At 67.3% G+C, this 24,531-nt stretch carries 21 protein-coding genes and 1 pseudogene; 13 read left to right on the top strand and 9 right to left on the bottom strand.

The window, feature by feature from the left end; translation table 11 throughout:
• Window positions 1-40: 40 nt before the first annotated feature.
• A complete protein-coding gene (locus VL973_RS11470) occupies window positions 41-604 on the bottom strand; it encodes a helix-turn-helix domain-containing protein (RefSeq protein ID WP_325284196.1) in 564 nt (187 codons plus the stop codon).
• A gap of 98 nt (window positions 605-702) precedes the next feature.
• Between VL973_RS11470 and VL973_RS11465 the strand changes: the two genes are divergently transcribed.
• The gene (locus VL973_RS11465) at window positions 703-1,173 is read left to right on the top strand and encodes a DUF6456 domain-containing protein (RefSeq protein ID WP_325284151.1); all 471 of its coding nucleotides are present in this window, start codon (window positions 703-705) and stop codon (window positions 1,171-1,173) included.
• Here VL973_RS11465 and VL973_RS11460 read toward each other — a convergent pair.
• Window positions 1,158-3,554, bottom strand: a complete 2,397-nt coding sequence (locus VL973_RS11460; RefSeq protein WP_325284150.1) for a DUF2339 domain-containing protein — start codon at window positions 3,552-3,554, stop codon at window positions 1,158-1,160. The genes VL973_RS11465 and VL973_RS11460 overlap by 16 nt on opposite strands.
• A 100-nt stretch (window positions 3,555-3,654) precedes the next feature.
• On the opposite strand from VL973_RS11460, the gene dapF reads away from it, so the two are divergent.
• Together dapF and VL973_RS11450 are read left to right on the top strand one after the other, a co-directional pair.
• Window positions 3,655-4,596, top strand: a complete 942-nt coding sequence (dapF, locus tag VL973_RS11455; RefSeq protein WP_325284149.1) for a diaminopimelate epimerase — start codon at window positions 3,655-3,657, stop codon at window positions 4,594-4,596.
• Window positions 4,597-4,637: 41 nt separating this feature from the next.
• Window positions 4,638-6,428, top strand: coding sequence for a sensor domain-containing diguanylate cyclase (locus VL973_RS11450; protein ID WP_325284148.1), 1,791 nt, complete (start codon window positions 4,638-4,640; stop codon window positions 6,426-6,428).
• 61 nt (window positions 6,429-6,489) lie between these two features.
• On the opposite strand, the gene VL973_RS11445 is transcribed toward VL973_RS11450, so the two are convergent.
• Entirely contained in the window at window positions 6,490-6,786 is a 297-nt protein-coding gene (locus VL973_RS11445; protein ID WP_325284147.1) for a hypothetical protein, read from the bottom strand.
• 76 nt (window positions 6,787-6,862) lie between these two features.
• The gene (panC, locus tag VL973_RS11440) at window positions 6,863-7,711 is read right to left on the bottom strand and encodes a pantoate--beta-alanine ligase (protein ID WP_325284146.1); all 849 of its coding nucleotides are present in this window, start codon (window positions 7,709-7,711) and stop codon (window positions 6,863-6,865) included.
• 82 nt (window positions 7,712-7,793) lie between these two features.
• Between panC and VL973_RS11435 the strand changes: the two genes are divergently transcribed.
• The 6 genes from VL973_RS11435 (at window position 7,794) to clpB (ending at window position 15,510) form a co-directional block, all read left to right on the top strand.
• Window positions 7,794-8,594: a division plane positioning ATPase MipZ gene (locus VL973_RS11435; protein ID WP_325284145.1), complete on the top strand. Its 801-nt coding sequence runs from the start codon at window positions 7,794-7,796 to the stop codon at window positions 8,592-8,594.
• Window positions 8,594-8,851, top strand: a complete 258-nt coding sequence (locus VL973_RS11430; protein WP_325284195.1) for a DnaJ domain-containing protein — start codon at window positions 8,594-8,596, stop codon at window positions 8,849-8,851. The genes VL973_RS11435 and VL973_RS11430 overlap by 1 nt, the downstream gene beginning before the upstream one ends.
• A gap of 69 nt (window positions 8,852-8,920) precedes the next feature.
• Complete coding sequence (gene pgmG / locus VL973_RS11425) at window positions 8,921-10,303, top strand: phosphoglucomutase/phosphomannomutase PgmG (RefSeq protein ID WP_325284144.1); 1,383 nt, start codon at window positions 8,921-8,923, stop codon at window positions 10,301-10,303.
• 73 nt (window positions 10,304-10,376) lie between these two features.
• Entirely contained in the window at window positions 10,377-11,117 is a 741-nt protein-coding gene (locus VL973_RS11420) for an exonuclease domain-containing protein (protein ID WP_414712240.1), read from the top strand.
• Between the two features lie 67 nt (window positions 11,118-11,184).
• Window positions 11,185-12,807: a M20/M25/M40 family metallo-hydrolase gene (locus VL973_RS11415; RefSeq protein ID WP_325284142.1), complete on the top strand. Its 1,623-nt coding sequence runs from the start codon at window positions 11,185-11,187 to the stop codon at window positions 12,805-12,807.
• Window positions 12,808-12,930: 123 nt separating this feature from the next.
• Window positions 12,931-15,510, top strand: a complete 2,580-nt coding sequence (gene clpB, locus VL973_RS11410) for an ATP-dependent chaperone ClpB (protein ID WP_325284141.1) — start codon at window positions 12,931-12,933, stop codon at window positions 15,508-15,510.
• A 34-nt stretch (window positions 15,511-15,544) separates the two neighbouring features.
• Here clpB and VL973_RS11405 read toward each other — a convergent pair whose 3' ends face one another.
• The gene (locus VL973_RS11405; protein WP_325284194.1) at window positions 15,545-16,807 is read right to left on the bottom strand and encodes a NupC/NupG family nucleoside CNT transporter; all 1,263 of its coding nucleotides are present in this window, start codon (window positions 16,805-16,807) and stop codon (window positions 15,545-15,547) included.
• Between the two features lie 163 nt (window positions 16,808-16,970).
• On the opposite strand from VL973_RS11405, the gene VL973_RS11400 reads away from it, so the two are divergent.
• Both VL973_RS11400 and argB read left to right on the top strand, forming a co-directional pair.
• Entirely contained in the window at window positions 16,971-17,621 is a 651-nt protein-coding gene (locus VL973_RS11400; protein ID WP_325284140.1) for a queuosine precursor transporter, read from the top strand.
• Between the two features lie 5 nt (window positions 17,622-17,626).
• The gene (argB, locus tag VL973_RS11395) at window positions 17,627-18,526 is read left to right on the top strand and encodes an acetylglutamate kinase (RefSeq protein WP_325284139.1); all 900 of its coding nucleotides are present in this window, start codon (window positions 17,627-17,629) and stop codon (window positions 18,524-18,526) included.
• Here the strand turns inward: argB and VL973_RS11390 are convergent.
• The 3 genes from VL973_RS11390 to pdxH are packed head-to-tail and all read right to left on the bottom strand — an operon-like array spanning window position 18,523 to window position 20,848.
• Complete coding sequence (locus VL973_RS11390) at window positions 18,523-19,317, bottom strand: PhzF family phenazine biosynthesis protein (protein ID WP_325284138.1); 795 nt, start codon at window positions 19,315-19,317, stop codon at window positions 18,523-18,525. The two genes, argB and VL973_RS11390, sit on opposite strands and share 4 nt — an antisense overlap.
• Window positions 19,317-20,270, bottom strand: coding sequence for a cation diffusion facilitator family transporter (locus tag VL973_RS11385; RefSeq protein ID WP_325284137.1), 954 nt, complete (start codon window positions 20,268-20,270; stop codon window positions 19,317-19,319). The genes VL973_RS11390 and VL973_RS11385 overlap by 1 nt, the downstream gene beginning before the upstream one ends.
• Window positions 20,267-20,848, bottom strand: a complete 582-nt coding sequence (gene pdxH, locus VL973_RS11380; RefSeq protein WP_325284136.1) for a pyridoxamine 5'-phosphate oxidase — start codon at window positions 20,846-20,848, stop codon at window positions 20,267-20,269. The genes VL973_RS11385 and pdxH overlap by 4 nt, the downstream gene beginning before the upstream one ends.
• Window positions 20,849-20,956: 108 nt before the next feature.
• Here pdxH and ku point away from each other — a divergent pair, with 108 nt between their 5' ends.
• Both ku and ligD read left to right on the top strand, forming a co-directional pair.
• Window positions 20,957-21,850: a non-homologous end joining protein Ku gene (gene ku, locus VL973_RS11375; RefSeq protein WP_325284135.1), complete on the top strand. Its 894-nt coding sequence runs from the start codon at window positions 20,957-20,959 to the stop codon at window positions 21,848-21,850.
• An 11-nt stretch (window positions 21,851-21,861) separates the two neighbouring features.
• Window positions 21,862-24,273, top strand: a complete 2,412-nt coding sequence (ligD, locus tag VL973_RS11370; protein ID WP_325284134.1) for a DNA ligase D — start codon at window positions 21,862-21,864, stop codon at window positions 24,271-24,273.
• Between the two features lie 5 nt (window positions 24,274-24,278).
• Here the strand turns inward: ligD and VL973_RS11365 are convergent.
• Window positions 24,279-24,531, bottom strand: a pseudogene (locus VL973_RS11365) (alpha/beta hydrolase); the annotation flags it as partial.

Here is a 24,531-nt window from a genome sequence, read left to right as displayed (position 1 = left end):
GACGCCTAACGCACGGGTGTCGCAGAAGTTTGTCAGCGTTTCACAGCGCACGCACCAGCCGGATGGCCAGGCCGATCCAGGGCGGATCGGCGATCACCTGCTGCCGCGCGCCGCTGCCCGGCGGCAACAGGTGCAGGCGCGCTTCCTCCCGGTCGATCAACCGGCCAAAGGCAAAGCGGCCCGCCGGGCGCGGGACCAGCACATCGCGGTTGATCGCCCGGCCAAAACGCTCGGGGGCCAGTCGCTCGCACCACACCTCGTCCCCGGCGCGATAGTCGCCGACGCTGCCCGTCACACGCACCGCGATCAGGCCGGGTTGCAGTGCAGGCGGCACAACATGTTCGGGCCGCTGCGGCGCCCATGCGCCGTCGCCGTCGACCAGTGCCGCGACCGGCAGGTCCGGGCGTTCGGGCAAGCGGACCAGATCGGCGGCCTCCACCTCCAGCGCGCGGGCGATGCGGTTGAGCCATGCGACCGATACGGTGCGGGTGCCGGTTTCCAGCCGTCCGATCGTCTGCGCCGTGGTCGGCGGGTCGCAACGCCGCGCCACATCCTCAAGCGTCAGTCCGCGCGCGCGCCGCACTTCACGAATGGCGGTAATCATTGTCTGTTCCTCAACTAACAGAACCATTGCGGTTCGCCCCTGTCCTACAAACGCGCCTTCATGGCAAGCATGACGCGAATCACCGATGGGAGAATGACATGCGCGATCTGGTCGAGCGCGGGTTGGAAGATGGGCGAGTGACCGGCGATCCGCCGCGCCGGGGGCGGCGGGCGGTGAGCGTGAACCGCGCTGAATCGCCGCTCGGCTGGCTGGCTGCGCGCGGTTTGGTGAGCGCGCGACAGGTAGAGGCGGGCGAGCGGCTGCGCGCCGATTACGAACACGCGCAACTGGCCCCGTCGGTGACGATGCGGTGGGACGCGGCCCCCCATGCGCGCCATGCGCGTGCCGAGGCGCTGGACCCGACCACGGCGCAGCTGGCCGCCAAGCGCCGCTTCGACGCGGCGATCGCGGCGGTCGGGCCGGGCCTGTCCGACATTCTTTGGCGCGTGGTGTGCGCGTGCGAGGGGGTGCCGGTGGCCGAACGCGCACTTGGCTGGCCCGCGCGGGCGGGGCGGCTGGTGCTGGGCCTCGCGCTCGACCGGTTGGCGGCGCATTACGGGCTGCCGTGATCCCCCGCCGGATCGCGCTTGAGGAAGCGGGTATAGGCCCAGCTGATCGCGATCAGCGTGACGCCGATGCCCAGGAGCGAGACGACGCGCAGCAATCCCTCCAGCGCCACGTCGATCGTGAACACCTTGAGCGCGACCAGCATCGCCAGCCCCAGCCCCGCGAAACGCAGGTCGCGCGCGCCGCCCGCCAGCCCGCGCCACAGCCAGCCGAGCGCCAGCAGCAGCATCACCGCCGAATAGCCCCAATTCTCCCCCGTGCCGACCGGGCCGGTCAGGATCGTGCCGTGCGCCGCCTGTCGCACCAATGCCAGCGCCGCGACCAGCATCAGCGCCAGTGCCGCCGGCCGGAACCGCCCGCCCGGCCAGCGCCATGCCAGCGCGGCAGCGATCGCGGGCAGGGCGACGGCGGCGTTCAGCACGGGAATCGATCCCACGGCTTGCGGTGCAAAGACGGGGGACAGCAGGAACAGGTCGAACCATGCGATGCGCGCCAGCGCCGCAATCGCCAACGCGGTTGCGGCCCGCGGGGCGCGCCTCACCAGCGCCGACGCAGCGATCAGCGCCGCCAGCGTGATGACTGCGCGTTCGATAAAGCCCCATGCCGCAAAACGCGCCGCGTCGGTGATCGCCAGCGGTTGCTTGAGCAGGGCATAGGCGCTGGCGACCGCAAGCAGCCCTGCGGCGATTCCGGCGATGCGGCGCACGCGGCCATAGCCGTCGGCGAACCGCAGCGGCCATAGTCCCGCCAGCGCGAGCGGCACGACAAGCCGCAACAGATCGGCAAGCGGGGGCAGTTGGCGATAGGTCAGCTCCTCGCCCGGCAGCGAAATCGCCAGCGTCGCTAACAGATCGCCCAGTGGCGCGTGCGCCGCCAGCAAGCCCACCGCCAGCGGCAGGGCGGCGGCGGTGGCGAGGGGTGCGCTACCGCTGCGCCGTGCGGCTTCGGCGATGGCGAGGATCGCGACCGCCAGCGCGACGCCGACGGCGCCGTCCCCGGCAATGGCGATGACCGCCAGCACCCCGGCTGCCGCCGTCGCCAATGCCCCGCCGACCAGCCCCGCATCGCGTCCCTCATCCGGTGTGCGGTGTCGCCACGCCTGCCACAGACCCGCGCCCGCCACCAACAGCGCCGCCACGGCCCAGAGCGGGCGCGGCAACAATTGCGGCGTGCCCAGTTGCAGGACGATCAGCGGCCCCGCCAGTCCGGTTGCGGCCAGCACTGCCCATCCGCGCCCGGTGCGCGACCGCGCCAGCCCGGCGCCGCCGAACAGCGCGGTCGCCAGCACGCCCGCCAGTCCCGTCGCACTGTTGGCCGGGGCAAGCATCAGCAGCACCAGGATCAGCAGCGCCGCGATCAGCGTGGCGAGGATCAACCGCGCGTCGCGCCATGCCAGTGCAACCGATGCGCCCGCCAGCACGAGATAGAAGCCCCATGCGAGCGTTGAGAAATCGAGGATCGGCGCCAGCGCAAACAACTGCGCCAGCCCCAGCGCCATGGGCGCGATGCGAAGCGGCAGCGACCGTGTGCCACTGGCGGGCAAGGCGATGGTCGCGGCAAGGGCCAGCGCGACGACAAAGCCGCCGACGATCGGTCGGTCCCCACCGTCGAGCGCGAGCGTCAGGAACCCCGTCCAGCCAAAGCCCGCCGCCGCGCTCGCCGCCGCCAGCCAGCTCCAGCCCCGCCGCACCGACAGCGCGAACAGCGCACCCAGCAAAAGCGCCAGATAGATGACCAGCGGCGCGACTCCGGCGGCGTCATAGCCCGCCACCAGCGGCGCCAGAAACCCGCCCGCCAGCGCCATGATCGCGGTCGGCGGCCCGTGCCGCATCGCCAGCGCAAGGCCGATCGCGGTAATCAGAAGCAGCAGGACGAATGCGCCCAGCGGCGCGATCAGGTGATACAGCGCGGCGGCGAGATACAGCGTGCCATAGGCGCTGGCGATGCCGGCCCCGGCCAGCACCTGCCCGATGCGCGCATCGTCGCGCGTCGCGGGCAGGCGGCGGGCGACCTCGCTGCCGGCGGCCAGCACCATCGCCAGCAACGCCGCCAGCGCGACGCGCACGCCCGGCCCGAACCAGCCGCTGTCGATCACCGCGCGCACCAGGAAAAAGCCCGCCAGCACCAGCGCGATGCCGCCGATCCAGATCGGCAATCGCCCGCCGATAAGGCTTTCGAGATCGACGCGCGAACGGGCTATACGCGGCTTGAGCATGGGCGGGCGGCGATGCACGATCGGCGTTGTCGCCTCGGCAGCGGGAATCGGGGCCGCATCTGCGGTGCCCAGCGCGGCCACGCGTCGCTCGATCCGGCCAAGGCGCCGCCGCGTATCGACCAGTGCGACCACAACCGCGACGACGAGGATGAGCAGCAATCCGGTCAACGCTCAACTCCCTGTCACGCCGCTCGGCCATAGCGCCGCTATCGCCATGCGTGCAAATCGCGGGCTGGCGTCGCCGTCCGGGTGGTCTTAAGTCGCGGCCATGCGTTTCGAATTCATCAAATGCCATGGCTCGGGCAACGACTTCCCGCTGATCGATGCGCGTGGCGTGTCGCTGGACGATTCCGGTTGGGCGGCGGTCGCGCGTGCGCTGGCCGATCGCGACGGGCCAGTCGGGGGCGACGGCCTGTTGCTGCTGGTCGAAGCGCGCGGGAAGACGGCCTTTGGGCAGCGCATGTTCAATCCCGACGGCAGCGAGGCGGAGACATGCCTGAACGGCCTGCGCTGCGTCGCGCGTGCGGGCTTCGAGGCGACGGGGCTGGACGAGGCGCTGGTCGGTCTGCCCAGAAGCGATGCCTGGGCCGCGCGCGTGCCCGATCTGGCGCCCGGTGTGGTGACGATCGCGACGCGCGTCACCTCGGTCTCTACCGATGCGCGCGATGTCGGCCTGATCGCCGGTGGGCGCTTTGTCGACGCGGCGGTGCCGGGCCTGCCCAGCGAGCGCCGCTTTACCGCACTGGCGATGCCCAACCCGCATCTGATCGCGTTCGTCGATGATGTGGACGAGGGGGAACTGGTCGCACTGGGCGACTGGTGCGAGGCCGCACCGCCGCTGATTCCCGGCCGCGCCAATATCAGCTTCGTCGCGCCCGGTGGCGACGGTGCGCTGTTCGTGCGGACCTATGAGCGCGGCGTCGGGCTGACCGACAGTTGCGGCAGCGCGATGGCGGCGTCGATCCATGCTGCGGCGCTGACCGGGCGCATCGCGTGGGACAGCGATATCGTGGTCCGCAATCGCGGCGGTCTGGTCCGCGGGCGCACCGATCGCCGCCCCGGCGTCGAGATCGCGGGCAATGCGACGTTCGAATATCGTGCGGCCGTCACGTTCGATCCCGACGAGGGCCTTGGCGCGGTCGAGCGACTGGCCGATTATCCGGCCGAACGCACCGCGTGGCAGGGGGTGCTGGACGCCGCGCGCGGTTGACCGGAAAGGTCCGTTAACCTCCGCGCGCTAAAGCGTGAGACATGCCGAGCCGTTTCGTCCGACTGCCCCTATCGCCCACGACGCTGGCGATGATCGGATTGGCTTATGCCGCCGCCATCCTGGTATCGTTGACGACCCGTTTCGACGGGGGACTGGCTTACATGTGGCTGGCGAACGGCGTGCTGGCGGCGGTGCTCGCCAAGCAAGCGGTTCGTGCCTGGCTGTCGATCGCGCTGGTGGCGATGCCGATCAGCGCGTTGCTGACGAGCGTCGCGGGGCTGGGACCGGTGGCCGCCGGGCCGCTGGCGGTCCTCAATTTCGGCGAAGCGGCCATCCTGGCGCTGGCGCTGCGGCGTTGGGCGCCACTGGATGACGGGGCGCTTCGCAGCATTTCCCAGGTGGTGGCGCTGATCGGCGGCGGCGTCGTCGCGGCGGTCGTGTCGGGTGCGCCATCGGCATGGGTCGCATCGGCGGTGTCGTCGACCCAGTTCGCGACCAACTGGCTCAACTGGATCAACGGCCATTCGCTGGGCGCGATCGCGGTGACGCCGATCGCGGTGATGCTGGTCAGCGGCGACCTGAACCAATGGTGGCGCGACGCGTCGCATGGCGAGCGGGTCGAGGGCGGCTGTCATGCGGCACTGGTCACGGGGGTCGCGCTCGCCACCTTTTCCCAGGCGATCATGCCAGCATCGTTCCTGCCGATCCTGCCCGTCACGCTGGCGACGTTCCGCATGGGGCGCGTGGGCGCGGCGGTGGCGATGCTCATCCTGGCCACGATCGCCATCAGTTTTTCGATGCATGGCATGGGACCGGTCGCGCTGATGCCGCCCGACCCGGCGGCGCGCATCCACATGGTGCAATTCTATCTCGCGACAATCGCGCTGACCGTGTTGCCCGCCGCCGCCGATCTGCGCCGCCGCAAGGACGTGGTGGTGCGTCTGGCCGCCAGCGAGGCGCGTTACCGGCTGGTGACGGAAAATGCCTCCGACATCATCCTGACGCTCGATGCGAACGGGGCGATCCGTTTCGTTTCGCCGTCGATCGAGGGGATGGGCGACTATCGCGTCGCGGCGCTGATCGGCACGCCCGCCAGCGCGCTGGTGGCCGGGGAACACCGGCCAATCGCAATGCGCGCGCATCTGGAGGCGCTGCGCGCGCCCGGACAGACGCAGATTGTCGAGGTGCGGACCGATCCCGAACGCGCGACCGCGACACGCTGGATCGAGATGCGCGTGCGCGCGATCGAACCGGATGCGGGCGGCGCGGTCGAGATGATCTGCGCAATCCGCGACATCACCAAACGCAAGGCGGTGGAGGCCGAACTGGTGCGCGCGGCGCGCACCGACCCGCTGACCGGCCTGGCCAATCGGCGCGTCTTCAGCGAGGCGATCGACCTGGTGTTCGAACGGCTATCGCGCGGCGGCGCTGCCCGCGCCTGTATCGCCATTTTCGACATCGATCATTTCAAGCGCGTCAATGACGAGTTCGGCCATGACGCGGGCGACCGTGTGCTCGAACGCTTTGCCGGGGTCGCGGCGCGGCACACGCGCGCCAACGATCTGGTCGCGCGGCTGGGCGGGGAGGAGTTCGGGCTGGTCCTGCCCGGCAGCGATCCGCATGAGGCGCGCGTCGTGTGCGAACGGCTGCGACGCGATTTCGCCGGTGTGCCGACCATGCTGGACGACGGGCGTGCGATCTGGACAACGGTGAGTGCCGGCGTGGCGGTGATCGCGCCGGGCAGCGACCGCGGCGAAGCAATGCGCGAAGCAGACGCCGCGCTTTACGCCGCCAAGCGCGCGGGGCGCGATCGGCTGGTGCTGGCGGCGTGAAGCGGCAGTGGCAGGGCCGGATTATCCGAGACCGGCAAGCCCCGCTGCTGGCTGCGGCCCGTCAGTGCGCGCGCGCTTGGCTCGACTGCATCCACGCGCGTGCGGCGCGCTGGGCCGCGGCGATTTCGCGTGCGCTCATGTCGCTGGCGATCTCGGCGCGACAGGCTTGCGCCGCGGTGCTGCCGGACTGGGCGGCCAGGTTGAACCATTTGTGCGCTTCGATCAGGTCGATCGCCGCGCCTTGTGCACCGCTGGCATAGACCATGCCCAGATCGTAAAGCGCGTCGGTATCGCCGTGCGCGGCATCGCGCAGACGGCTTTCGATCAGAAACTGTGCGCTCTTGAGACTGTTGCCCATGTCGCTGTCACCCCTTCGCCCCCCATTTCGGGTGACTTCAGGATGACGGGCAGCACTCAATAAATGGTTAACGCGGTTAACCGTGTTTGGCCGGAATGCCGATATTGTCGATCAGCCGCGTCGCGCCGATCCGCGCGGCTGCCAGCAGGCGGCGGGGGCGGTCGGCGCCCGGCGCTTCGGCCAGCGTTTCGGCATCGACCAGCGCGACGTAATCCACCGCGAAGCCCGCCGCGCTCAGCGCCTCGCGCGCCTGGGCCACAGCCTGTGCCGCATCATCACCGCGTTCGATTGCGCGTGCCGCCACGCCCAGCGCGCGCGGCAGCGCGACGGCGGCGGCGCGTTCGTCAGGCGCGAGATAGAGGTTGCGTGACGACAGCGCCAAACCGTCATCGTCGCGCTGGGTCGGCACGCCGATCACCTCGACCCCGATGTCGAGATCGGCGACCATGCGGCGGATGACGGCGAGCTGCTGGAAATCCTTTTCCCCGAATAGCGCAACATCGGCGCGGACCTGATTGAACAGCTTTGTGACGATCGTGGCGACGCCGTCGAAATGGCCCGGTCGTGCCGCGCCGTCCAGCCCGTCGCTGACGCCGGAAACCGACACCTTGCTGGCGAACCCGGCCGGATACATCGCCTCGACCGGGGGCAACCACAGCAGGTCGACGCCCGCATCGGCCAGCAACCGCGCATCGGCCTGTTCACGGCGGGGATAGCGATCGAGATCCTCGCCCGCGCCGAACTGCATCGGATTGACGAAGATCGACACCGCGACTCGCGGGGCGTGGCGGCGCGCTTCGGCGACCAGCGCCATGTGCCCGGCGTGCAGCGCGCCCATCGTCGGCACCAGCGCCACGCGATCACCCGCGACTTTCCACGAGTCGATGGTGGTTCCGAGGCTTGCCTTGTCACGGATGGTTTGCACGGCTCGCCCCTTGCGATAATGACCCTTGGGCGGCGCGTTCTATGGGGGAGCGGGCGGCCGATCAACAAGGGAAGTTCGCATCTTGGCCAGCCACGCCGACGGCCTGCACGTCATCGTCTTTGCCAATGAAAAGGGGGGCACGGGCAAGTCCACCACCGCTGTCCATGTCGCGATCGCGTTGGCCGCCAAGGGCGCGCGGGTCGCCGCGCTCGACCTCGACCACCGCCAGCGCACGCTGGGCCGCTATCTCGACAATCGCGCCGCGACGATGCTGCGGATCGGCAAGCCGCTGCCGATGCCGCGCCACGCCACGCATGACGGTGAAAGTCATGACCGTTTCGCCGAGTTGCTGGGCGAGTTGAGCTTTCAGAGCGATTTCCTGGTCATCGACACGCCGGGGCGCGACGATCCCTTTGCCCGGCTGGCCGTGACCAATGCCGACACGTTGGTCACGCCGATGAACGACAGTTTTGTCGATTTCGACCTGATCGGTCAGGTCGATCCCGATGATTACAAGGTGACGCGGCCCAGTTTTTATTCGGAGCTGATCTGGGAGTCGCGCAAGAAACGCGCGCGGGTCGACGGCTCGACCATCGACTGGGTGGTGCTTCGCAACCGGCTCCAGCATATCGAGGCGCGCAACATGCGCCGCGTGTCGGAAGCGATCCAGCAATTGTCGCGCCGCGTCGGCTTTCGCGTGATCTCGGGCCTGTCCGAACGCGTCATCTATCGCGAATTGTTCCCGCAGGGGCTGACGATGCTCGATGCGCGCGAATTCGGGGAGATGGGCCTGAGCCACGTCGCCGCGCGCCAGGAGTTGCGTGAGATGATGACCGGGCTGGCGCTGCCGGAATTGTCGGCGCAGGCGCCGTTGGTCGCATGATCGCCAAATTGCTCTTCGCCGTCGCGCTGATGGCGGCCGTCTGGTGGTTCCTGAAAAGCGCCCGCCGCCCGCGCATCGCCCTGTCGGAGGCGGAGGCGCGCGACGTGCTGGGCGTCGCGGCGGGGGCGGATGCCGATGCCATCCGCGCCGCGCACCGGCGGCTGGTCAGCGCGGTGCACCCCGACAGGGGCGGTTCCGCCGACCTGACGCGGCGCATCAACGCCGCGCGCGACGTGCTGTTGCGACGGATACGCTGATCGGGCGGGCTGCAACCTTCCCCGCACCGGCGGATTGATACGATCCGACCGCATTGCACAGGGGCAATCATGACACATCGCATCGACCCGACCTCGCTTCGTGAATATGACATCCGGGGCATCGTCGGGCGAACGCTGCACGCCGCCGATGCCGAGGCGATCGGCCGCGGTTTCGCCACGCGCGTGCGCCGCGCGGGCGGCACCCGCGTGGCCGTGGGGCGCGACGGGCGCGTCAGCTCGATCGAGATGGAAGCGGCGCTGGTGCGCGGGCTGACGGCATCGGGCGTCGATGTGGTTCGCATCGGCCTGGGTCCCACGCCGATGCTCTATTATGCCGAGGCGACGCTAGAGGTTGATGGCGGCATCCAGATAACCGGCAGCCATAATCCCGCCGATTACAATGGCTTCAAGATGGTGCTTCAGCACAAGCCATTTTTCGGCGACGACATTCAGGATATCGGCATCCTGGCCGAAGCGGGCGATTGGGACGCAGGGGAGGGCGTCGTCAGCGATGTCGACATCACCGACCTGTATGTCGGGCGCCTGCTGGCCGGATATGCGGGCGGCACCTATCGCATCGGCTGGGACGCGGGCAACGGCGCCGCCGGCCCGGTGGTCGAGAAGCTCGTCAAGCTGCTGCCGGGTGAGCATCATACGCTCTACACCGATGTGGACGGCAATTTTCCCAACCATCATCCCGATCCGACCGAAGAGGCGAACCTTGCCGATCTGAAGGCGCTGGTCGCGGACAAGCAGCTCGATTTCGGACTTGCCTTTGACGGGGATGGCGACCGGATCGGCGCGATTGACGGGCAGGGCCGCGTCATCTGGGGCGATCAGCTTTTGTCCATCTTGGTTGAACCTGTGCTGCGCGTGTCGCCGGGCGCGACGATCATCGCCGACGTAAAGGCCAGCCAGGCGCTGTATGACCGGATCGCCGAACTGGGCGGTCAGCCGCTGATGTGGAAGACCGGCCACAGCCTTATCAAGACAAAGATGAAGGAAACCGACGCGCCGCTGGCGGGCGAGATGTCGGGGCATATCTTTTTCGCTCAGGATTATTACGGGTTTGACGATGCGCTGTATGCCGCGGTGCGCCTCATCAGCTCGGCGCATTTGACCGGCAGGTCGATGACCCAGTTGCGAAGCGAGATGCCGGCAATGGTCAACACCCCCGAAATGCGCTTTCAGGTCGATGAAGCGCGCAAGTTCGCGGTGATCGATGAAGTGCTCGCCCGGTTGCGCGACGAAGGGGCAGAGGTCAATGATACTGACGGCGCGCGGGTCAACACGCCCGACGGCTGGTGGTTGCTGCGCGCGTCGAACACACAGGACGTGCTGGTCGCCCGTGCGGAGGCCCGCGATCAGGCGGGGCTGGATCGGCTGCTGGCAATGATCGACGCGCAACTGGCGGCAAGCGGGCTGGAACGCGGGCCGCAAGCCGGGCACTGAGGGTCAGGCAAGGCTCGCAATCGGGGGGAAACATCGCCACATTGGCGGCATGTATCCCCCAAAACAGCCGAACATGATCCGCGTCATCGACCTTGAAACCACCGGCGCCGCGCCGCCGGCACATGCCGTGCTGGAGATCGGGTGGCAGGACGTGGCGCAGGGCAAGGATGGCCGCTGGGAACTGCACGGCGAAGGCGGTGCGCGCTTCGTCAATCCCGGCCGCCCGATCCCGCCCATAACCCAGGCCATCCACCATATCCTGGAAGAAGATGTGGCCGACGCGCCGTGGTTTCACGACATTGCCCGCCCGATCCTCGACCCATGGCCCCGCCGCATCGCGCTGGCGGCGCACCGGGCAAGTTTCGAGCAGCAATTCTGCCCGTCTTCGCTGACCCACGGCGCCGACTGGATATGCACCTGGAAATGCGCGCTACGGCTATGGCCCGATTCACCCAGCTTCTCCAATCAGGTGCTGCGATATTGGCGTAAGCCCGATGGGCTGGAGCATGAACGCGGTCTGCCCATCCACCGCGCCTTTCCCGACGCCTATGTCACCGCACACCATCTGCGCGACATGCTGAACGAGGCCAGTGTCGAACAATTGGTCGAATGGTCTTCACGGCCCGGTTTGCTGCCGCGCGTCCGTTATGGTCCCGACCGGGGCAGGGAATGGCGCGAGATCGACAATGAATCGCTCGCGAAATTCCTGACCGACCGCGATGAGGATGTGCGCTTCACTGCGGAAACCGAACTGGCGCGGCGGCGCGGTGGCGGGGCGGTGGGCGGCGATGCCAAGGACTGGCTGCTGCTCTGATACGCTTGCGGTGTGCTGCCTGGCTGCTACACCGTATCGCCTGAAACGTTCGAGGATTTCCGACCCGATGCACAAGACCCTTGCTGCCGGCCTGTTGATCGCGCTGATGGCCGGCACGGCGCTGGCCCAGTCGACCCCTGATTTTTCAGCCGATCGGGTAAAGGCCGATATCACCTGGCTGGCGGACGACGCGCGGCAGGGCCGTGACGCGGGCACGCCGGGTTATGATGCGGCGGCGGAATATGTCGCGAAACGCTTTGCGGCGCTTGGCCTGACGCCCGCCAATGGCAGCGACTGGTATCAGCAGGTTCCCTTCGTCAAGGTGACGACGGACAAGACCGCGCGGCGCGGCCTGACGATCGGCGGCAAATCGTTCGCGCATGGCGGCGATGTCATGGCGAATATGTATGGCACCGGCGCGCAATCGCTGGAAACCGAATTGGTGTTCGTCGGGCGCGGCGTCGTGGACGAAGCGCGCGGCATCGACGATTACAAGGGACTTGACGTGACGGGCAAGACCGTCGTCCTGTTCTATGGCGTGCCCAAGGGTATTCCGAGCGACGTTGCCGCCGCGATCAACAACCGCAAGCAGCAGATTGCCGAGGAACATGGCGCGGTCGGCGTCATCACGCTGCTCGACAGTGCGATGGCCAAGCAGTTTCCGTGGGAAGTCATCAAGGAACAGGGTGACGAACCGTATATGAGCTGGGCGACCGACACCGGCGCGCCCTATCGCAACGCGCCGGGCATCAAGGCGTCGGGGCTGGCGCGCGGGCCTGCCGCGCAGGCGCTGTTCGCGGGCGCGCCGCAGGATTACAAGGCCGTGCTGGCCGCGGTGGACAAGGGGGTATCGGTCGGCGGCTTTGCGCTGAAGCCGCGCATCGGCTTTGCCGCGACCTCGGCAGCGGCGCGTTTCACAAGCCCCAATGTGGTGGCGATGATCCCCGGCAGCGATCCGGCGCTGAAGGACGAGGCGGTGCTGCTGATGGCGCATCTCGACCATGTCGGCATGGGCGATCATGCCAAGGGGGACGACAAGATCTTCAACGGCGCGATGGACAATGCCGCCGGTGTCGCGACCATGATGGAGGCGGCGCGCGCCTTCATGCAGGCGGGTGAGAAACCCAAGCGCACCATATTGTTCGCGGCGGTGACGGCGGAGGAGGACGGGCTGCTCGGCTCGCAATATCTCGCCAAGCATCCCCTGCCGGGCGCCAAGGTGACGAGCGTCGTCAACCTCGACATGCCGGTGCTGCTGTATGACTTCACCGATGTCGTGGCGTTCGGCGCCGAACATTCGACCATGGGGCCGATCGTCGCCAAGGCGACGGGCGACATGGGCATCAAGCTGTCGCCCGATCCGATGCCGGAGGAAAACCTGTTCACCCGGTCGGACCATTATCGCTTCGTCACCGAAGGGGTGCCGTCAGTGTTCCTCGTCACCGGTTTCGCCAATGGCGGGGAAAAGGTGTTCAAGGATTTCCTGGCGAACCATTATCACAAGCCCAGCGATGAGGTCAGCCTGCCGTTCAACTGGGTAGCGGGCGCCAAGTTCGCACGCGTGAATTACAACATTGCCCGCGCGCTGGCCGACGCGCCCGCCGCGCCGGTCTGGTATGAAGACAGCGAGTTCGGCAAACTCTACGCCGCCGACGCGCCAAAGGCGAAACGGCCCGACGCGGCGAAATAGGCAGGCAGGGGCGTCCCGATCGGGGCGCCCTTTTTTTTCCGGGTGTGACATGGCTTGTGTTGCTGATCTGCAACACTATCTCCGCAGCATCAACGAACGGGACGAAGGGCCGGCAGGAACGTCATGAACCTCGAAAAATTCACCGATCGCGCCAAGGGCTTTCTGCAATCGGCGCAGACTGTCGCCATCCGCATGAACCATCAGCGGATCGCGCCCGAACATCTGCTGAAAGCACTGCTGGAGGATGAGCAGGGCATGGCGTCGCGCCTGATCGCGGCGGCGGGCGGTGATGCGGGGCGGGCGCTGGCCGAAACCGATGCGGCGCTGGCCAAAATCCCGGCGGTCAGCGGGTCGGGCGCGCAATCGACGCCGGGGCTGGATAACGACATTGTGCGTGTGCTGGATCAGGCCGAGCAGGTCGCGCAAAAGGCCGGCGACAGCTTTGTCACGGTTGAACGGCTGCTGCTGGCACTGGTGCTCTCAAGCAACAACGCCGCGAGCCGGGCGCTGGCAGAGGCGGGCGTTCGCGCACAGGCGCTGAATGAAGCGATCAACACCGTCCGCAAGGGTCGCACCGCCGATACGGCGGGGGCGGAGGACCGCTATGACGCGCTCAAGAAATTCGCCCGCGACCTGACCGAGGCGGCGCGCGACGGCAAGCTGGACCCGGTGATCGGCCGCGACGAGGAAATCCGCCGCACCGTCCAGATTCTTGCCCGCCGGACCAAGAACAATCCCGTGCTGATCGGTGAACCCGGCGTCGGCAAGACCGCGATTGCCGAGGGACTGGCGCTGCGTATCGCCAATGGCGACGTGCCCGACACGCTGAAGGACCGCACGCTGATGGCGCTCGACATGGGCAGCCTGATCGCGGGCGCGAAATATCGCGGCGAGTTCGAGGAGCGGTTGAAAGGCGTGCTGGACGAGGTGAAGGCCGGCGAGGGCGACATCATCCTGTTCATCGACGAGATGCACACGCTGATCGGCGCGGGCAAGACCGATGGCGCGATGGACGCGTCGAACCTGTTGAAACCGGCCCTGGCGCGCGGCGAGCTGCACTGCATCGGCGCGACCACGCTGGATGAATATCGCAAATATGTCGAGAAGGACCCCGCGCTCCAGCGGCGGTTCCAGCCGGTGTTCGTGGGCGAGCCGACCGTCGAGGACACGGTCAGCATCCTGCGGGGCCTCAAGGAAAAATACGAACTGCACCACGGCGTGCGGATCACCGACGGCGCGCTGGTGTCGGCGGCGACGCTGTCCAACCGTTACATCACCGACCGTTTCCTGCCCGACAAGGCCATCGACCTGATGGACGAGGCGGCAAGCCGTATCCGCATGGAGATGGAATCCAAGCCCGAAGAGATCGAGACGCTCGACCGCCGCATCCTGCGCCTGAAGATCGAGCGCGAGGGGCTGCGCCGCGAAACCGATGCCGCGTCGATCGACCGGCTCGACACGATCGAGCGCGACCTGGCCAATCTGGAACAGCAATCGGCCGAACTGACCGCGCGCTGGCAGGCGGAAAAGGAAAAGATCGGGGCCGAAGCCAAGCTGAAGGAGCAACTGGACGCCGCGCGCATCGCGCTGGAACAGGCGCAGCGCACCGGCGACCTGGCCCGCGCTGGCGAGCTGTCCTATGGCACCATCCCGCAACTGACCAAGCAGCTTGAGGAAGCGGCGGGCGCGACGCAGGGTGCGATGCTGCGCGAGGAAGTGACCGCCGACGACATTGCCGGCGTCGTCAGCCGCTGGACCGGAATCCCCGTCGACCGGATGCTGGAGGGGGAGCGCGAAAAGCTGCTCCAGATGGAGGACGCGCTCGGCAAGCGCGTGATCGGTCAGGCCGAAGCCGTGCGCGCGGTGTCGACCGCCGTGCGCCGCAGCCGTGCGGGGCTGCAGGACCCGAACCGGCCGCTGGGTAGCTTTCTGTTTCTTGGCCCCACCGGCGTCGGCAAGACCGAATTGACCAAGACGCTGGCCGAGTTCCTGTTCGACGATGCGAACGCGATGGTCCGCATCGACATGTCGGAGTTCATGGAAAAGCACGCCGTCGCGCGGTTGATCGGCGCGCCGCCGGGCTATGTCGGTTATGAAGAGGGCGGGGTGCTGACCGAAGCTGTGCGGCGGCGCCCCTATCAGGTCGTGCTGTTCGACGAGGTGGAGAAGGCGCATGGCGACGTGTTCAACGTGCTGCTGCAGGTGCTGGACGACGGCCGCCTGACCGATGGACAGGGGCGCACGGTCGATTTCTCGAATACGATCATCATCCTGACTTCGAACCTGGGCAGCCAGTATCTGACCAGCCTTGGCGACGGTGAGTCGGTGGAGGCGGTCGAGCCGCAGGTGATGGACGTGGTGCGCGCGCATTTCCGGCCGGAGTTCCTGAACCGGCTGGACGAGGTGATCCTGTTCCACCGGCTGGCGGCGGAGCATATGGCGCCGATCGTCGACATCCAGGTGGGACGCGTCAGCCGGCTGCTGGCCGATCGCAAGATCACCATCGACCTGACCGATGCGGCGCGCGCGTGGCTGGGCCGGGTTGGATATGATCCCGTCTATGGCGCTCGCCCGCTGAAACGCGCGGTGCAGCGGTATCTGCAGGACCCGCTGGCCGACCTGATCCTGAAGGGCGAAGTGCGCGACGGATCGACGGTTTCGGTGGATGAGGGCGACGGCGCGCTGGCGCTGACGGTGCGGTGAACCAATACCGCCCCGGAACGGGGCGGTGTTCAGGTCAGGGCAGGATCAGCCCCGCCAGCGCCGCCGACATCAGGTTGGCCAGGCTGCCGGCGACCAGTGCGCGCACGCCCAGACGGGCGATGACCGGACGCTGGCTGGGCGCCAGGCTGCCCGTCGCGGCCATTTGAATCGCGATCGAGCTGAAATTGGCGAAGCCGCACAGCGCAAAGGTGACGATGGCGATCGTGCGTTGGCTCAACCGGTCGCCGATCTGGCCCAGTTCGATAAAGGCGACGAATTCGTTCAGCACCACCTTGGTCCCGAACAGCCCGCCTGCCATGCCCGCTTCGTCCCAGGGGATGTTGAGCAGGAACATCACCGGCTGAAACACGGTCCCGATCAGCATCTGGAAGCTGAGCGCGGGATAGCCGAACCAGCCGCCGACCACGCCCAGCAGGCCGTTGGCCATCGCCACCAGCGCCACGAACGCCAGCACCATTGCCCCCACCGCCACCGCGATCTTGACGCCCGTCTGTGCGCCCATTGCCGCGGCCATGATGAGGTTGGCGGCCCGTTCGTCCTCGGGGTCCGGCTCGGCGACCGCCAGCACGGCGGCTTCCTCGAACCGGTCGTGCCGCACGCTGGGTGCGGAGGCGGTATCGGGCATGATGATCTTGGCCATCAGGATGCCGCCCGGCGCCGCCATGAAACTGGCCGCCAGCAGATAGGGTAGCGATTCCGGCCCCAGGAACGAGGCATAGGCCGCCAGGATGGTGCCCGCGACGCCCGCCATGCCGACCGACATCACGGTGAACAACTGGCTGGGCGTCAGGCTGGCCAGATAGGGGCGGATGACCAGCGGCGATTCGCTTTGCCCGACAAAGATGTTGGCGGCCGCGCACAGCGATTCGACCTTTGACACGCCGATCACCCGTTCGATCGCGCCGCCGACCCAGCGGATGATGAACTGCATGACCTTCAGATGATACAGGACCGATACCAGGCTGGCGAAGAAGATGATGACCGGCAGGGCGGAGATGGCAAAGCTCTGCCCGCCCATCTCGGGCGTCGCCAGCGGACCAAAGATGAAGTCGGTGCCCGCCTTGGCATAGCCCAGCAGCGCCGACACGCCCGCCGCCATGCCGCGGATCGCCGAGCGGCCGGCAGGGACATAAAGCACGAGAAAAGCGATGCCCGCCTGCAACGCGAACGCCGCGCCCACTACGCGCAGGCGAATGGCGCGGCGATTGTCGGACAGAAGAACGGCGATCGCCAGAATGACGGCAATGCCGCAAAGGCCGATCAGGAAACGTGTCAACAAGAGCGTGGTCGCTTTTCCAGCCGGGCCGCTGAACCCGGCCACAGATCAACGCCCCGCGTGACACAGGATCGGACGCGATGCCAGTGGCTTGTTCGCCCGGCGGCGGGCCGGCCCACCTCTGCTACTTCCCCCCGCGCGCGCCATCGGCTAACCGCCCGCGATGGACTCGCCCGCGCCGATATCCCGCTCGCTGTTTGCGCTCGCCATTTTCTATGGCGGCATGGTGTGTATCGCCGGGGTGCTGGGCAACAAGCAGGTGGCATTGGGGCCGCTGGCTGTGGAGGCGGGAATCTTTGCCTTCCTGCTGCTGGTGGTGGTGTCGTCGGCGGTGGCCGAACTGCATGGCCGCGCGGTCGCCAACCGGTTGGTGCTGGTGGGATTCGTGCCGCTGCTGGCATCGATGGCGCTGTCGTGGATCGTCGTGCAACTGCCGCCCGCGCCCAGCATGGAGGGGGAGCGGGTCGTCGCGTTCAACATGTTGATGAGCAGCACCTGGCGCATCTGGATGGGCGGCATCGTGGCCTATGGCCTGTCGCAGATTTTGAACGTGACGCTGTTCGACGCGCTGAAACGCGGGCAGGGGCAAATGTTGTGGCTGCGCGCCGGGGTGGCCAGCGTGCTGAGCCAGATCCTCGACACGCTGATTTTCGTGACCGTCGCCTTTTACGGCGTGTTCCCGGTGGGCGAGCTGATCGTGGGCCAGATGCTGGCCAAGGTCACGCTGTCGCTGATCCTGGTGCCGCCGCTCATCTATCTGTTCGTCGGGCTGGGCCGCCGCTTGGACGGCACCCCCGCCGCTGCGAGGACCTGAACCCCATGACCAATCACGCCCCCGACCCCGCGATGCTCGCCAAGGCCGAAACCCTGACCGAAGCGCTGCCCTATATCCAGCGTTATGCGGGCGCGACGTTCGTCATCAAATATGGCGGCCATGCGATGGGCGACCCCGAGCTGGCGCGCGATTTCGCCGAGGACGTGGTGCTGCTGAAAGCGGTCGGCATCAACCCGGTCGTTGTCCATGGCGGCGGGCCGCAGATCGGCGCGATGCTCAAGCGGCTGGGCGTCGAATCGCAGTTTATCGGCGGGCTGCGCGTTACCGACGCGGCGACGGCGGAAGTCGCCGAAATGGTGCTGGCGGGCAAGATCAACAAGGAAATCGTTGGCTGGATCGACGCCGCGGGCGGTCGTGCGATCGGCATTTCGGGCAAGGACGCGCGGCTGGTCACCGCTGAGAAGGTCAGCCGCACCGAACCCGACCGCAATTCGGGGATCGAGCGGCATGTCGATCTGGGCTTTGTCGGAGAGCCGGTCGCGGTCGATCCGATGATCCTGAACATGCTGGCCAGCCAGAATGTCATCCCGGTGGTGGCCCCCGTGGCGCTGGGCGCGGACGGGCATACCTATAACATCAATGCCGACACGATGGCGGGCGCGATCGCCGGGGCGCTGGGGGCGTCGCGCTTTTTCCTGCTGACCGACGTGCCGGGCGTGCTCGACAAGTCGGGTGAGCTTCAGACCGACCTGAATCCGCAGCGCATCGCCGAGCTGAAGGCCGACGGCACGATTTCGGGGGGCATGATCCCCAAGGTCGAAACCTGTGTCGCCGCGGTGGAGGCGGGGGTGGATGCCGCCGTCATCCTCGACGGGCGGATACCGCACGGGATGCTGCTGGAAATCTTTACCCGGCGGGGTGCCGGCACACTGGTGCGGCGTTAAAGGCGGAAGCGCCCCTCGATCACGGTCACGCATTGTCCGCGCAGGATGGTGCGGTCGCCCGCCGCCTCGCAATCGACATGGCCGCCGCGCGTGCTGGCCTGAAAGGCGGTGAAGCGCGACTGGCCAAGGCGCGCGGCCCAGTAAGGGGCCAGCACGCAATGCGCCGATCCGGTCACCGGGTCCTCGTCAATCCCGGCGGCGGGGGCGAAGACGCGGCTGACCACATCGGTCTCGGTGCCGGGCGCGGTGACGATGTTCAGCGTGTCGCCGATCGCCGCCAGCGCGCGGAAATCGGGACGCAGCGCACGCACGGCGTCGGCGTGGTCCAGCACCACCAGATCATAGCCCGCCGGATGGCGCAGCACTTCGCCCCGCGCGACGCCCAATGCCGTCAGCAGTTCGGGCATGTCGGCGGGCGACGGCGGATAGGCGGGCAGCGCCATGGCATAGCCCGCGCCGTCACGCTCGACGCTCAGTTCGCCCGCGCGCCGCGTCGAAAAGGTTACGCGGTCGCGTGCAGGATCGTTCGACAACAGCCAATGGCCGCTGGCCAGCGTGGCATGGCCGCACAGCGCGATCTCGACCGTGGGGGTGAACCAGCGCAGTTCGTAATCGGCCGCGCCGTTCGCGTCGCGCACCAGAAAGGCGGTTTCGGCCAGATTATTCTCTGCGGCAATGGCTTGCAGCACCGGGTCGTCCAGCCAGTCATCCAGCGGCATCACCGCCGCCGGATTGCCCGCGAATGGACGGTCGGCAAAGGCATCGATCTGGGCAAAGGTCAGTTCTGTCATCAGGCGCGCTTCTGGAACCAGTGGGGGGTGACATCCTGTTCGACCAGGGGGTCGTCGGTGTCGATATGCCCTTCGGGATCGAGGTGGATCAGCACTTCCACCTTGGGAAAGGTCCGGTGCAGCGCGATCTCGACGGCTTCGACCACGTCATGCGCCTCGACAATGGTCAGGTTGCGGTCGACGTTCATATGGAACTGCGCGAAATCGCGCGTGCCCGACCGGCGCGTGCGGAAATCATGGATGCCGCGCACATCGGGATTGGCGACCGCGACGGCGATATATCGCTGGCGCTCGTTCTCGGGCCATTCCTTGTCCATCAACTGGTCGATGGCGTGCGCCGACGCCTTGAACGCGCCAAAGCCCAGCCATGCGGCAATGGCGATACCGAACAGCGCATCGGCGCCCGCAAGTCCCAGATAGCGATCGAGGATCAGCGCGCCGATCACCGACAGGTTGAGCAGGATGTCGCCCTGATAATGGAGGCTGTCAGCCTTGACCGCGACCGATCCGGTCGCAGCGATAATCCGCTTCTGATAAGCGACCAGCAGCAGCGTCGCGACAATCGCCACGACCGACACCGCGATGCCCAGCCCCGCGTCTGTGATCGGCGCATCGTTGCCCATCGCCGTCACGCCGCGCCAGCCGATCGCCAGCGCCGATGCGGTAATCAGCGCGACCTGGAACAGCGCGGCCAGCGCCTCTGCCTTGCCATGGCCGAAACGGTGGTCGTGGTCGGCGGGCTGTGCCGCCAGCCGCACGCCATAGAGCGTGACGACTGATGCCAGCACATCGAGCGCCGAATCGGCCAGGCTGCCCAGCAGCGCAACCGAACTGGTCGTCCAGGCGGCATAGCCCTTGAGCGCCAGCAGGAACAGCGCGGTCGCCACGCTCGCCATCGCGGCGCGCGCGGTGACGTTGTTCAGGATCGACCGGCGACGTTCGGTTTCGGTCACGGGAACAGCATCCCCTCCCGCCAGCCGCCATCGTCGGTGGCGGTGAACAGGCGGCGTTCGTGCAGCCGGTGGGCGCGGTCCTGCCAGAACTCGATCGCGGTCGGCGTGACGCGATAGCCGCCCCAGTGCGGCGGGCGCGGCACGTCGCCGCCGTCGAACCGGACCTTCATCTCATCGAACCGCGCTTCAAATGCCGCGCGGTCGGCCAGCGGGCGCGACTGGTCGCTGGCCCAGGCGCCAAGCTGTGAATCGCGGCTGCGGCTGGCGAAATAGGCGTCGGATTCGGCGTCAGTCGCGGGCGCGACAGTCCCCTCGATGCGAATCTGACGGCGCAGAGATTTCCAGTGAAACAGCAAGGCGACGTGCGTGTTGGCCGCCAGCTCGCCTGCCTTGCGGCTTTCGCGATTGGTGTAGAAAACAAAGCCGTCCGGGCCATGCCCTTTCAGCAACACCATGCGAACCGACGGGCGGCCGGCGGCATCGGCTGTGGCCAGCGCCATCGCGTTGGGATCGTTCGGCTCGCTCGCCCGCGCTTCGGCGAACCAGGCATCGAACAGCGAAAAGGGATCGTCGGCCATGATCGCCGCGACATACGCCTGTCGCCGTTGGCTGTCGAGGAATGCTGGTGAGGAACACAAGCCTCGCTCGCGCTTTGAATCGGTTTCGCAACGAATGGGATCATGGGCATGGCGGCGCGCGCATATTGGCAGGGGCAGATCCGCCTCGCCCTCGTCTCGATCCCGGTCGAAATCTATTCGGCGACGCGCAGTGGCGCCTCGATCAGCTTTCGCCAGATCCACGAACCCACCGGCAAGCCGATCAAATATGAAAAGGTCGTCCCCGGCGTTGGCCCGGTTGACGCCGACGAGATCATGAAGGGCTTCGAGATCGAGAAGGGCAGTTATGTGCTGCTCGAGCAGGACGAGATCGAGGCGGTGAAGCTCGAATCGAAAAAGACGCTGGAACTGACCCAGTTCGTCGACGCGCACGAGATCGACGTGCTGTATTATGAAAAGCCCTATTTCGTGGTCCCTGCCGACGATCTGGCGGAGGAAGCGTTCATCGTGCTGCGCGAGGCGTTGAAGCGCACCAAGAAGGTCGGGCTGGGGCAACTCGCGCTGCGCGGCCGCGAATATGTCGTCAGCCTGAAGCCGTGCGGACGCGGCATGGTGCTGGAAACGCTGCGCTATGCCGACGAAGTGCACAAGGCGCAGGGATACTTCCGCGACATTCCCGACGATGCGCCCGATGCCGACCTGCTCGACCTGGCCGAAACGCTGATCGAGAAAAAGGCGGGCAAGTTCGACCCCAGCGTCTTTCACGACCGCTATGTCGATGCGCTCAAGGGGCTGATCGAGCGCAAGACCAAGGCCAAGGGCGGCAAGATCGTCGAGGATACCGATGACGATTCCCCCGCCCGGCGCGGATCGAACGTGGTCGACCTGATGGCGGCGCTCAAGAAAAGCCTGGAAAAACCGGGCGAGACGACCGGCGGCACCAAGCGCAAGGCACCGGCGAAAAAGACGGCGGCCAGGAAACCCGCCGCGCCGCGCAAATCGCCCGCCCGCAAGCGCGCGTGACGGGGCGGCGCGTGGCGAACCGCTCCGATCCGCTTGCGACCTATAACGCCAAGCGCGATTTCGCGCGCACCGCCGAACCGGCGGGCACGCTGGCGGCGGGCAATGGCAATGCGTTCGTCGTGCAGAAACATGACGCGACGCGCCTGCACTGGGATTTCCGCATCGAACTGGACGGCGTGCTGAAAAGCTGGGCAGTGACACGCGGGCCCAGCCTGGACCCCGCCGAAAAACGGCTGGCGGTGCGGACCGAGGATCACCCGATGTCCTATGCCGCGTTCGAGGGCACCATCCCGGCGGACGAATATGGCGGCGGCACTGTCATGCTGTGGGACCGGGGGACGTGGGCGCCGATCAAGGGCAAGTCGGCCAGCGACATCGACAAGGGGCATCTGCACTTCGTCCTGGATGGCGACCGGATGAAGGGCGAGTGGTTGCTGATCCGGCTGAAACCGCGCGGGCGGGAGAAGCGCGAGAACTGGCTGCTGCGAAAGCTGGACGACGCGCACGCCGGGGGTGCCGACGAACTGGTCGAAACCGCGCTGACCAGCATCGACACCGGCCGCACGATGCAGGAAATCGCCGACGGCAAGAAGCCGGCGCGCGCCAGGGCGGCGTCGCGCAAGGCTGTCCGGCCAAAGGCGCAGGATGTGCAACTCGCCACGCTGTCCGATGCGGTGCCGCCGGGCAATGGCTGGCTGCACGAGATGAAATATGACGGTTATCGCGCGCTGATCGCCACCGGCGGCAATGGCCCGCGCGTCTATACCCGCTCGGGGCTGGACTGGACCGACAGGTTTCCTGCCATTGCCGCTGCGATGGCTGCGATCGACACACCCGCGCTGATCGACGGCGAGATCGTCGCGATGAAGGACGGCAAGCCCGATTTCTCGACACTTCAGGACGCGATTTCGAACGGTGGCGGCGAGATGATCTTGTTCGCGTTCGACCTTTTGGCGGCGGGCGGGGACGATCTGCGCGCGTTGCCGCTGGTCGAGCGCAAGCAGCGGTTGCAGGCGCTGTTGCCCGCCGGGGACGCGCGCATTCAATATGCCGAACATGTGCTGGGCGCGGGCGAGAAGCTGTTCGATGCGATGTGTGCGGAGGGGTTGGAGGGCATCGTGTCGAAACGCGCCGACGCCCCCTATCGCGCGGGGCGTGGCAAGTCCTGGCTGAAGGTCAAATGCGTGCGGCGGCAGGAGTTCGTCGTAGTCGGCTGGCTGCCGTCATCGTCGAAGGGGCGGGGGTTTCGGTCGCTGCTGCTGGGGCTGAACGAGGACGGGCGGCTGCGTTACGCGGGCAAGGTTGGCACCGGGTTCAACGCCGCGACGCAGGACATGCTGCTGGCCAAGCTGGGACGACTGACGCGCAAGACCGCGCCGCTCGACGTGCCGCGCGCCGCCGCGCGGGGGGTGCAGTGGGTGACGCCGAAGCTGGTGGCCGAGATCGCCTTTGCCGAGTTCACTGCCGAACAGGTGGTGCGCCACGCCAGCTTTATCGCGCTGCGCGACGACAAGTCCGCGAAGGACGTGGGACCGGAGCCGACGGCGGCGGTCGCCGATGCTCCGGCGGCTCGCATCACCAGCCGCGAGCGCGTGATCTTTCCCGGCGACGGCATCACCAAGGGACAGTTGGCCGATTATTACGCGGCGGTCGCCGGGCTGGCGCTGCCGTGGCTGGCTGACCGCCCGATCAGTCTGGTTCGCTGTCCGCAGGGGCGGGCGAAGCAATGCTTCTTCCAGAAACACGACGCGGGCAGTTTCGGCGAGCAGGTCCACCAGGTCGACATTCGCGAAAAGGACGGAGGGCACGAACCCTATCTCTACGTCACCGACGCCGCCGGAATGCTGGCGTGCGTGCAGATGGGCACGATCGAGTTTCACGGCTGGGGCGCGCGGGTGGCGGACGTCGAGCGGCCCGATCGCCTGGTCTTCGACCTCGACCCCGATGAGGGACTTGATTTCGGCGATGTGAAAAAGGCCGCCGAGCATCTGAAATCGGTGCTGGCCGATATGGGCCTGACCAGCTTTGCCATGCTGTCGGGAGGCAAGGGCGTGCATGTCGTCGTGCCGCTGAGGGCCGAGGCCGAGTGGCCGGAGGTCAAATCCTTTGCCGATCGCTTCGCCCGCGCGCTGGCGACGGCGGAGCCGGATCGCTTCACCGCGAACATGAGCAAGGCGAAGCGCAAGGGGCGCATCTTCATCGACTGGCTGCGGAACCAGCGCGGGTCGACGGCGGTGCTGCCCTATGTCGTGCGCGCACGCCCCGGCGCGCCGGTGGCAGCGCCGGTTGCGTGGAGCGAACTCAAGGACATCGACACGCCCGCGCGCTGGACGCTGGGCGATGCCGCCGAACTGATCGAACGCGCCAATGGCCGCATCCTGAAAGGTTGGGGCATCGCCGATCAGCTGCTGCCGCCGATCTGACGCCCCTACTTTTTCGTCATCCAGCCGTTGACATCGAGCCAGTGGATGAAGCTGTCGAACCAGTCGGTGCTGGTCGTCCCGTTCTTGCCCAATCCGAAGCCATGACCGCCGCCCTGATACAGATGGAACTCGACCGGGCGCCTGGCCTTTTGCCACGATTCGATCAGGCCGAAGCCCTTGCCCGCGAACAGCGGATCGTCGGCAGCGAGGACGGCGAACATCGGCGGCGCATCGGCGGGCACGTCGACGGTGCCGAAC

The organism is Sphingomonas sp. (assembly GCF_035490575.1).
In the GTDB taxonomy this organism is placed as follows: Bacteria; Pseudomonadota; Alphaproteobacteria; order Sphingomonadales; family Sphingomonadaceae; genus Sphingomonas.
Note: the sequence above shows the minus strand (reverse complement) of the source record. Positions and strands in the feature narration are given on the sequence as shown.

Excerpts from the sequence above, each read along its gene's own strand:
- VL973_RS11450 (WP_325284148.1), top strand. The coding sequence starts at position 4,638 with ATGCCGAGCCGTTTCGTCCGACTGCCCCTATCGCCCACGACGCTGGCG.
- VL973_RS11415 (WP_325284142.1), top strand. The coding sequence starts at position 11,185 with ATGCACAAGACCCTTGCTGCCGGCCTGTTGATCGCGCTGATGGCCGGC.
- VL973_RS11420 (WP_414712240.1), top strand. The coding sequence starts at position 10,377 with ATGATCCGCGTCATCGACCTTGAAACCACCGGCGCCGCGCCGCCGGCA.
- clpB (WP_325284141.1), top strand. The coding sequence starts at position 12,931 with ATGAACCTCGAAAAATTCACCGATCGCGCCAAGGGCTTTCTGCAATCG.
- argB (WP_325284139.1), top strand. The coding sequence starts at position 17,627 with ATGACCAATCACGCCCCCGACCCCGCGATGCTCGCCAAGGCCGAAACC.
- dapF (WP_325284149.1), top strand. The coding sequence starts at position 3,655 with ATGCGTTTCGAATTCATCAAATGCCATGGCTCGGGCAACGACTTCCCG.
- VL973_RS11445 (WP_325284147.1), bottom strand. The coding sequence starts at position 6,786 with ATGGGCAACAGTCTCAAGAGCGCACAGTTTCTGATCGAAAGCCGTCTG.
- VL973_RS11470 (WP_325284196.1), bottom strand. The coding sequence starts at position 604 with ATGATTACCGCCATTCGTGAAGTGCGGCGCGCGCGCGGACTGACGCTT.
- ku (WP_325284135.1), top strand. The coding sequence starts at position 20,957 with ATGGCGGCGCGCGCATATTGGCAGGGGCAGATCCGCCTCGCCCTCGTC.
- VL973_RS11465 (WP_325284151.1), top strand. The coding sequence starts at position 703 with ATGCGCGATCTGGTCGAGCGCGGGTTGGAAGATGGGCGAGTGACCGGC.
- pdxH (WP_325284136.1), bottom strand. The coding sequence starts at position 20,848 with ATGGCCGACGATCCCTTTTCGCTGTTCGATGCCTGGTTCGCCGAAGCG.
- pgmG (WP_325284144.1), top strand. The coding sequence starts at position 8,921 with ATGACACATCGCATCGACCCGACCTCGCTTCGTGAATATGACATCCGG.
- VL973_RS11400 (WP_325284140.1), top strand. The coding sequence starts at position 16,971 with ATGGACTCGCCCGCGCCGATATCCCGCTCGCTGTTTGCGCTCGCCATT.
- VL973_RS11390 (WP_325284138.1), bottom strand. The coding sequence starts at position 19,317 with ATGACAGAACTGACCTTTGCCCAGATCGATGCCTTTGCCGACCGTCCA.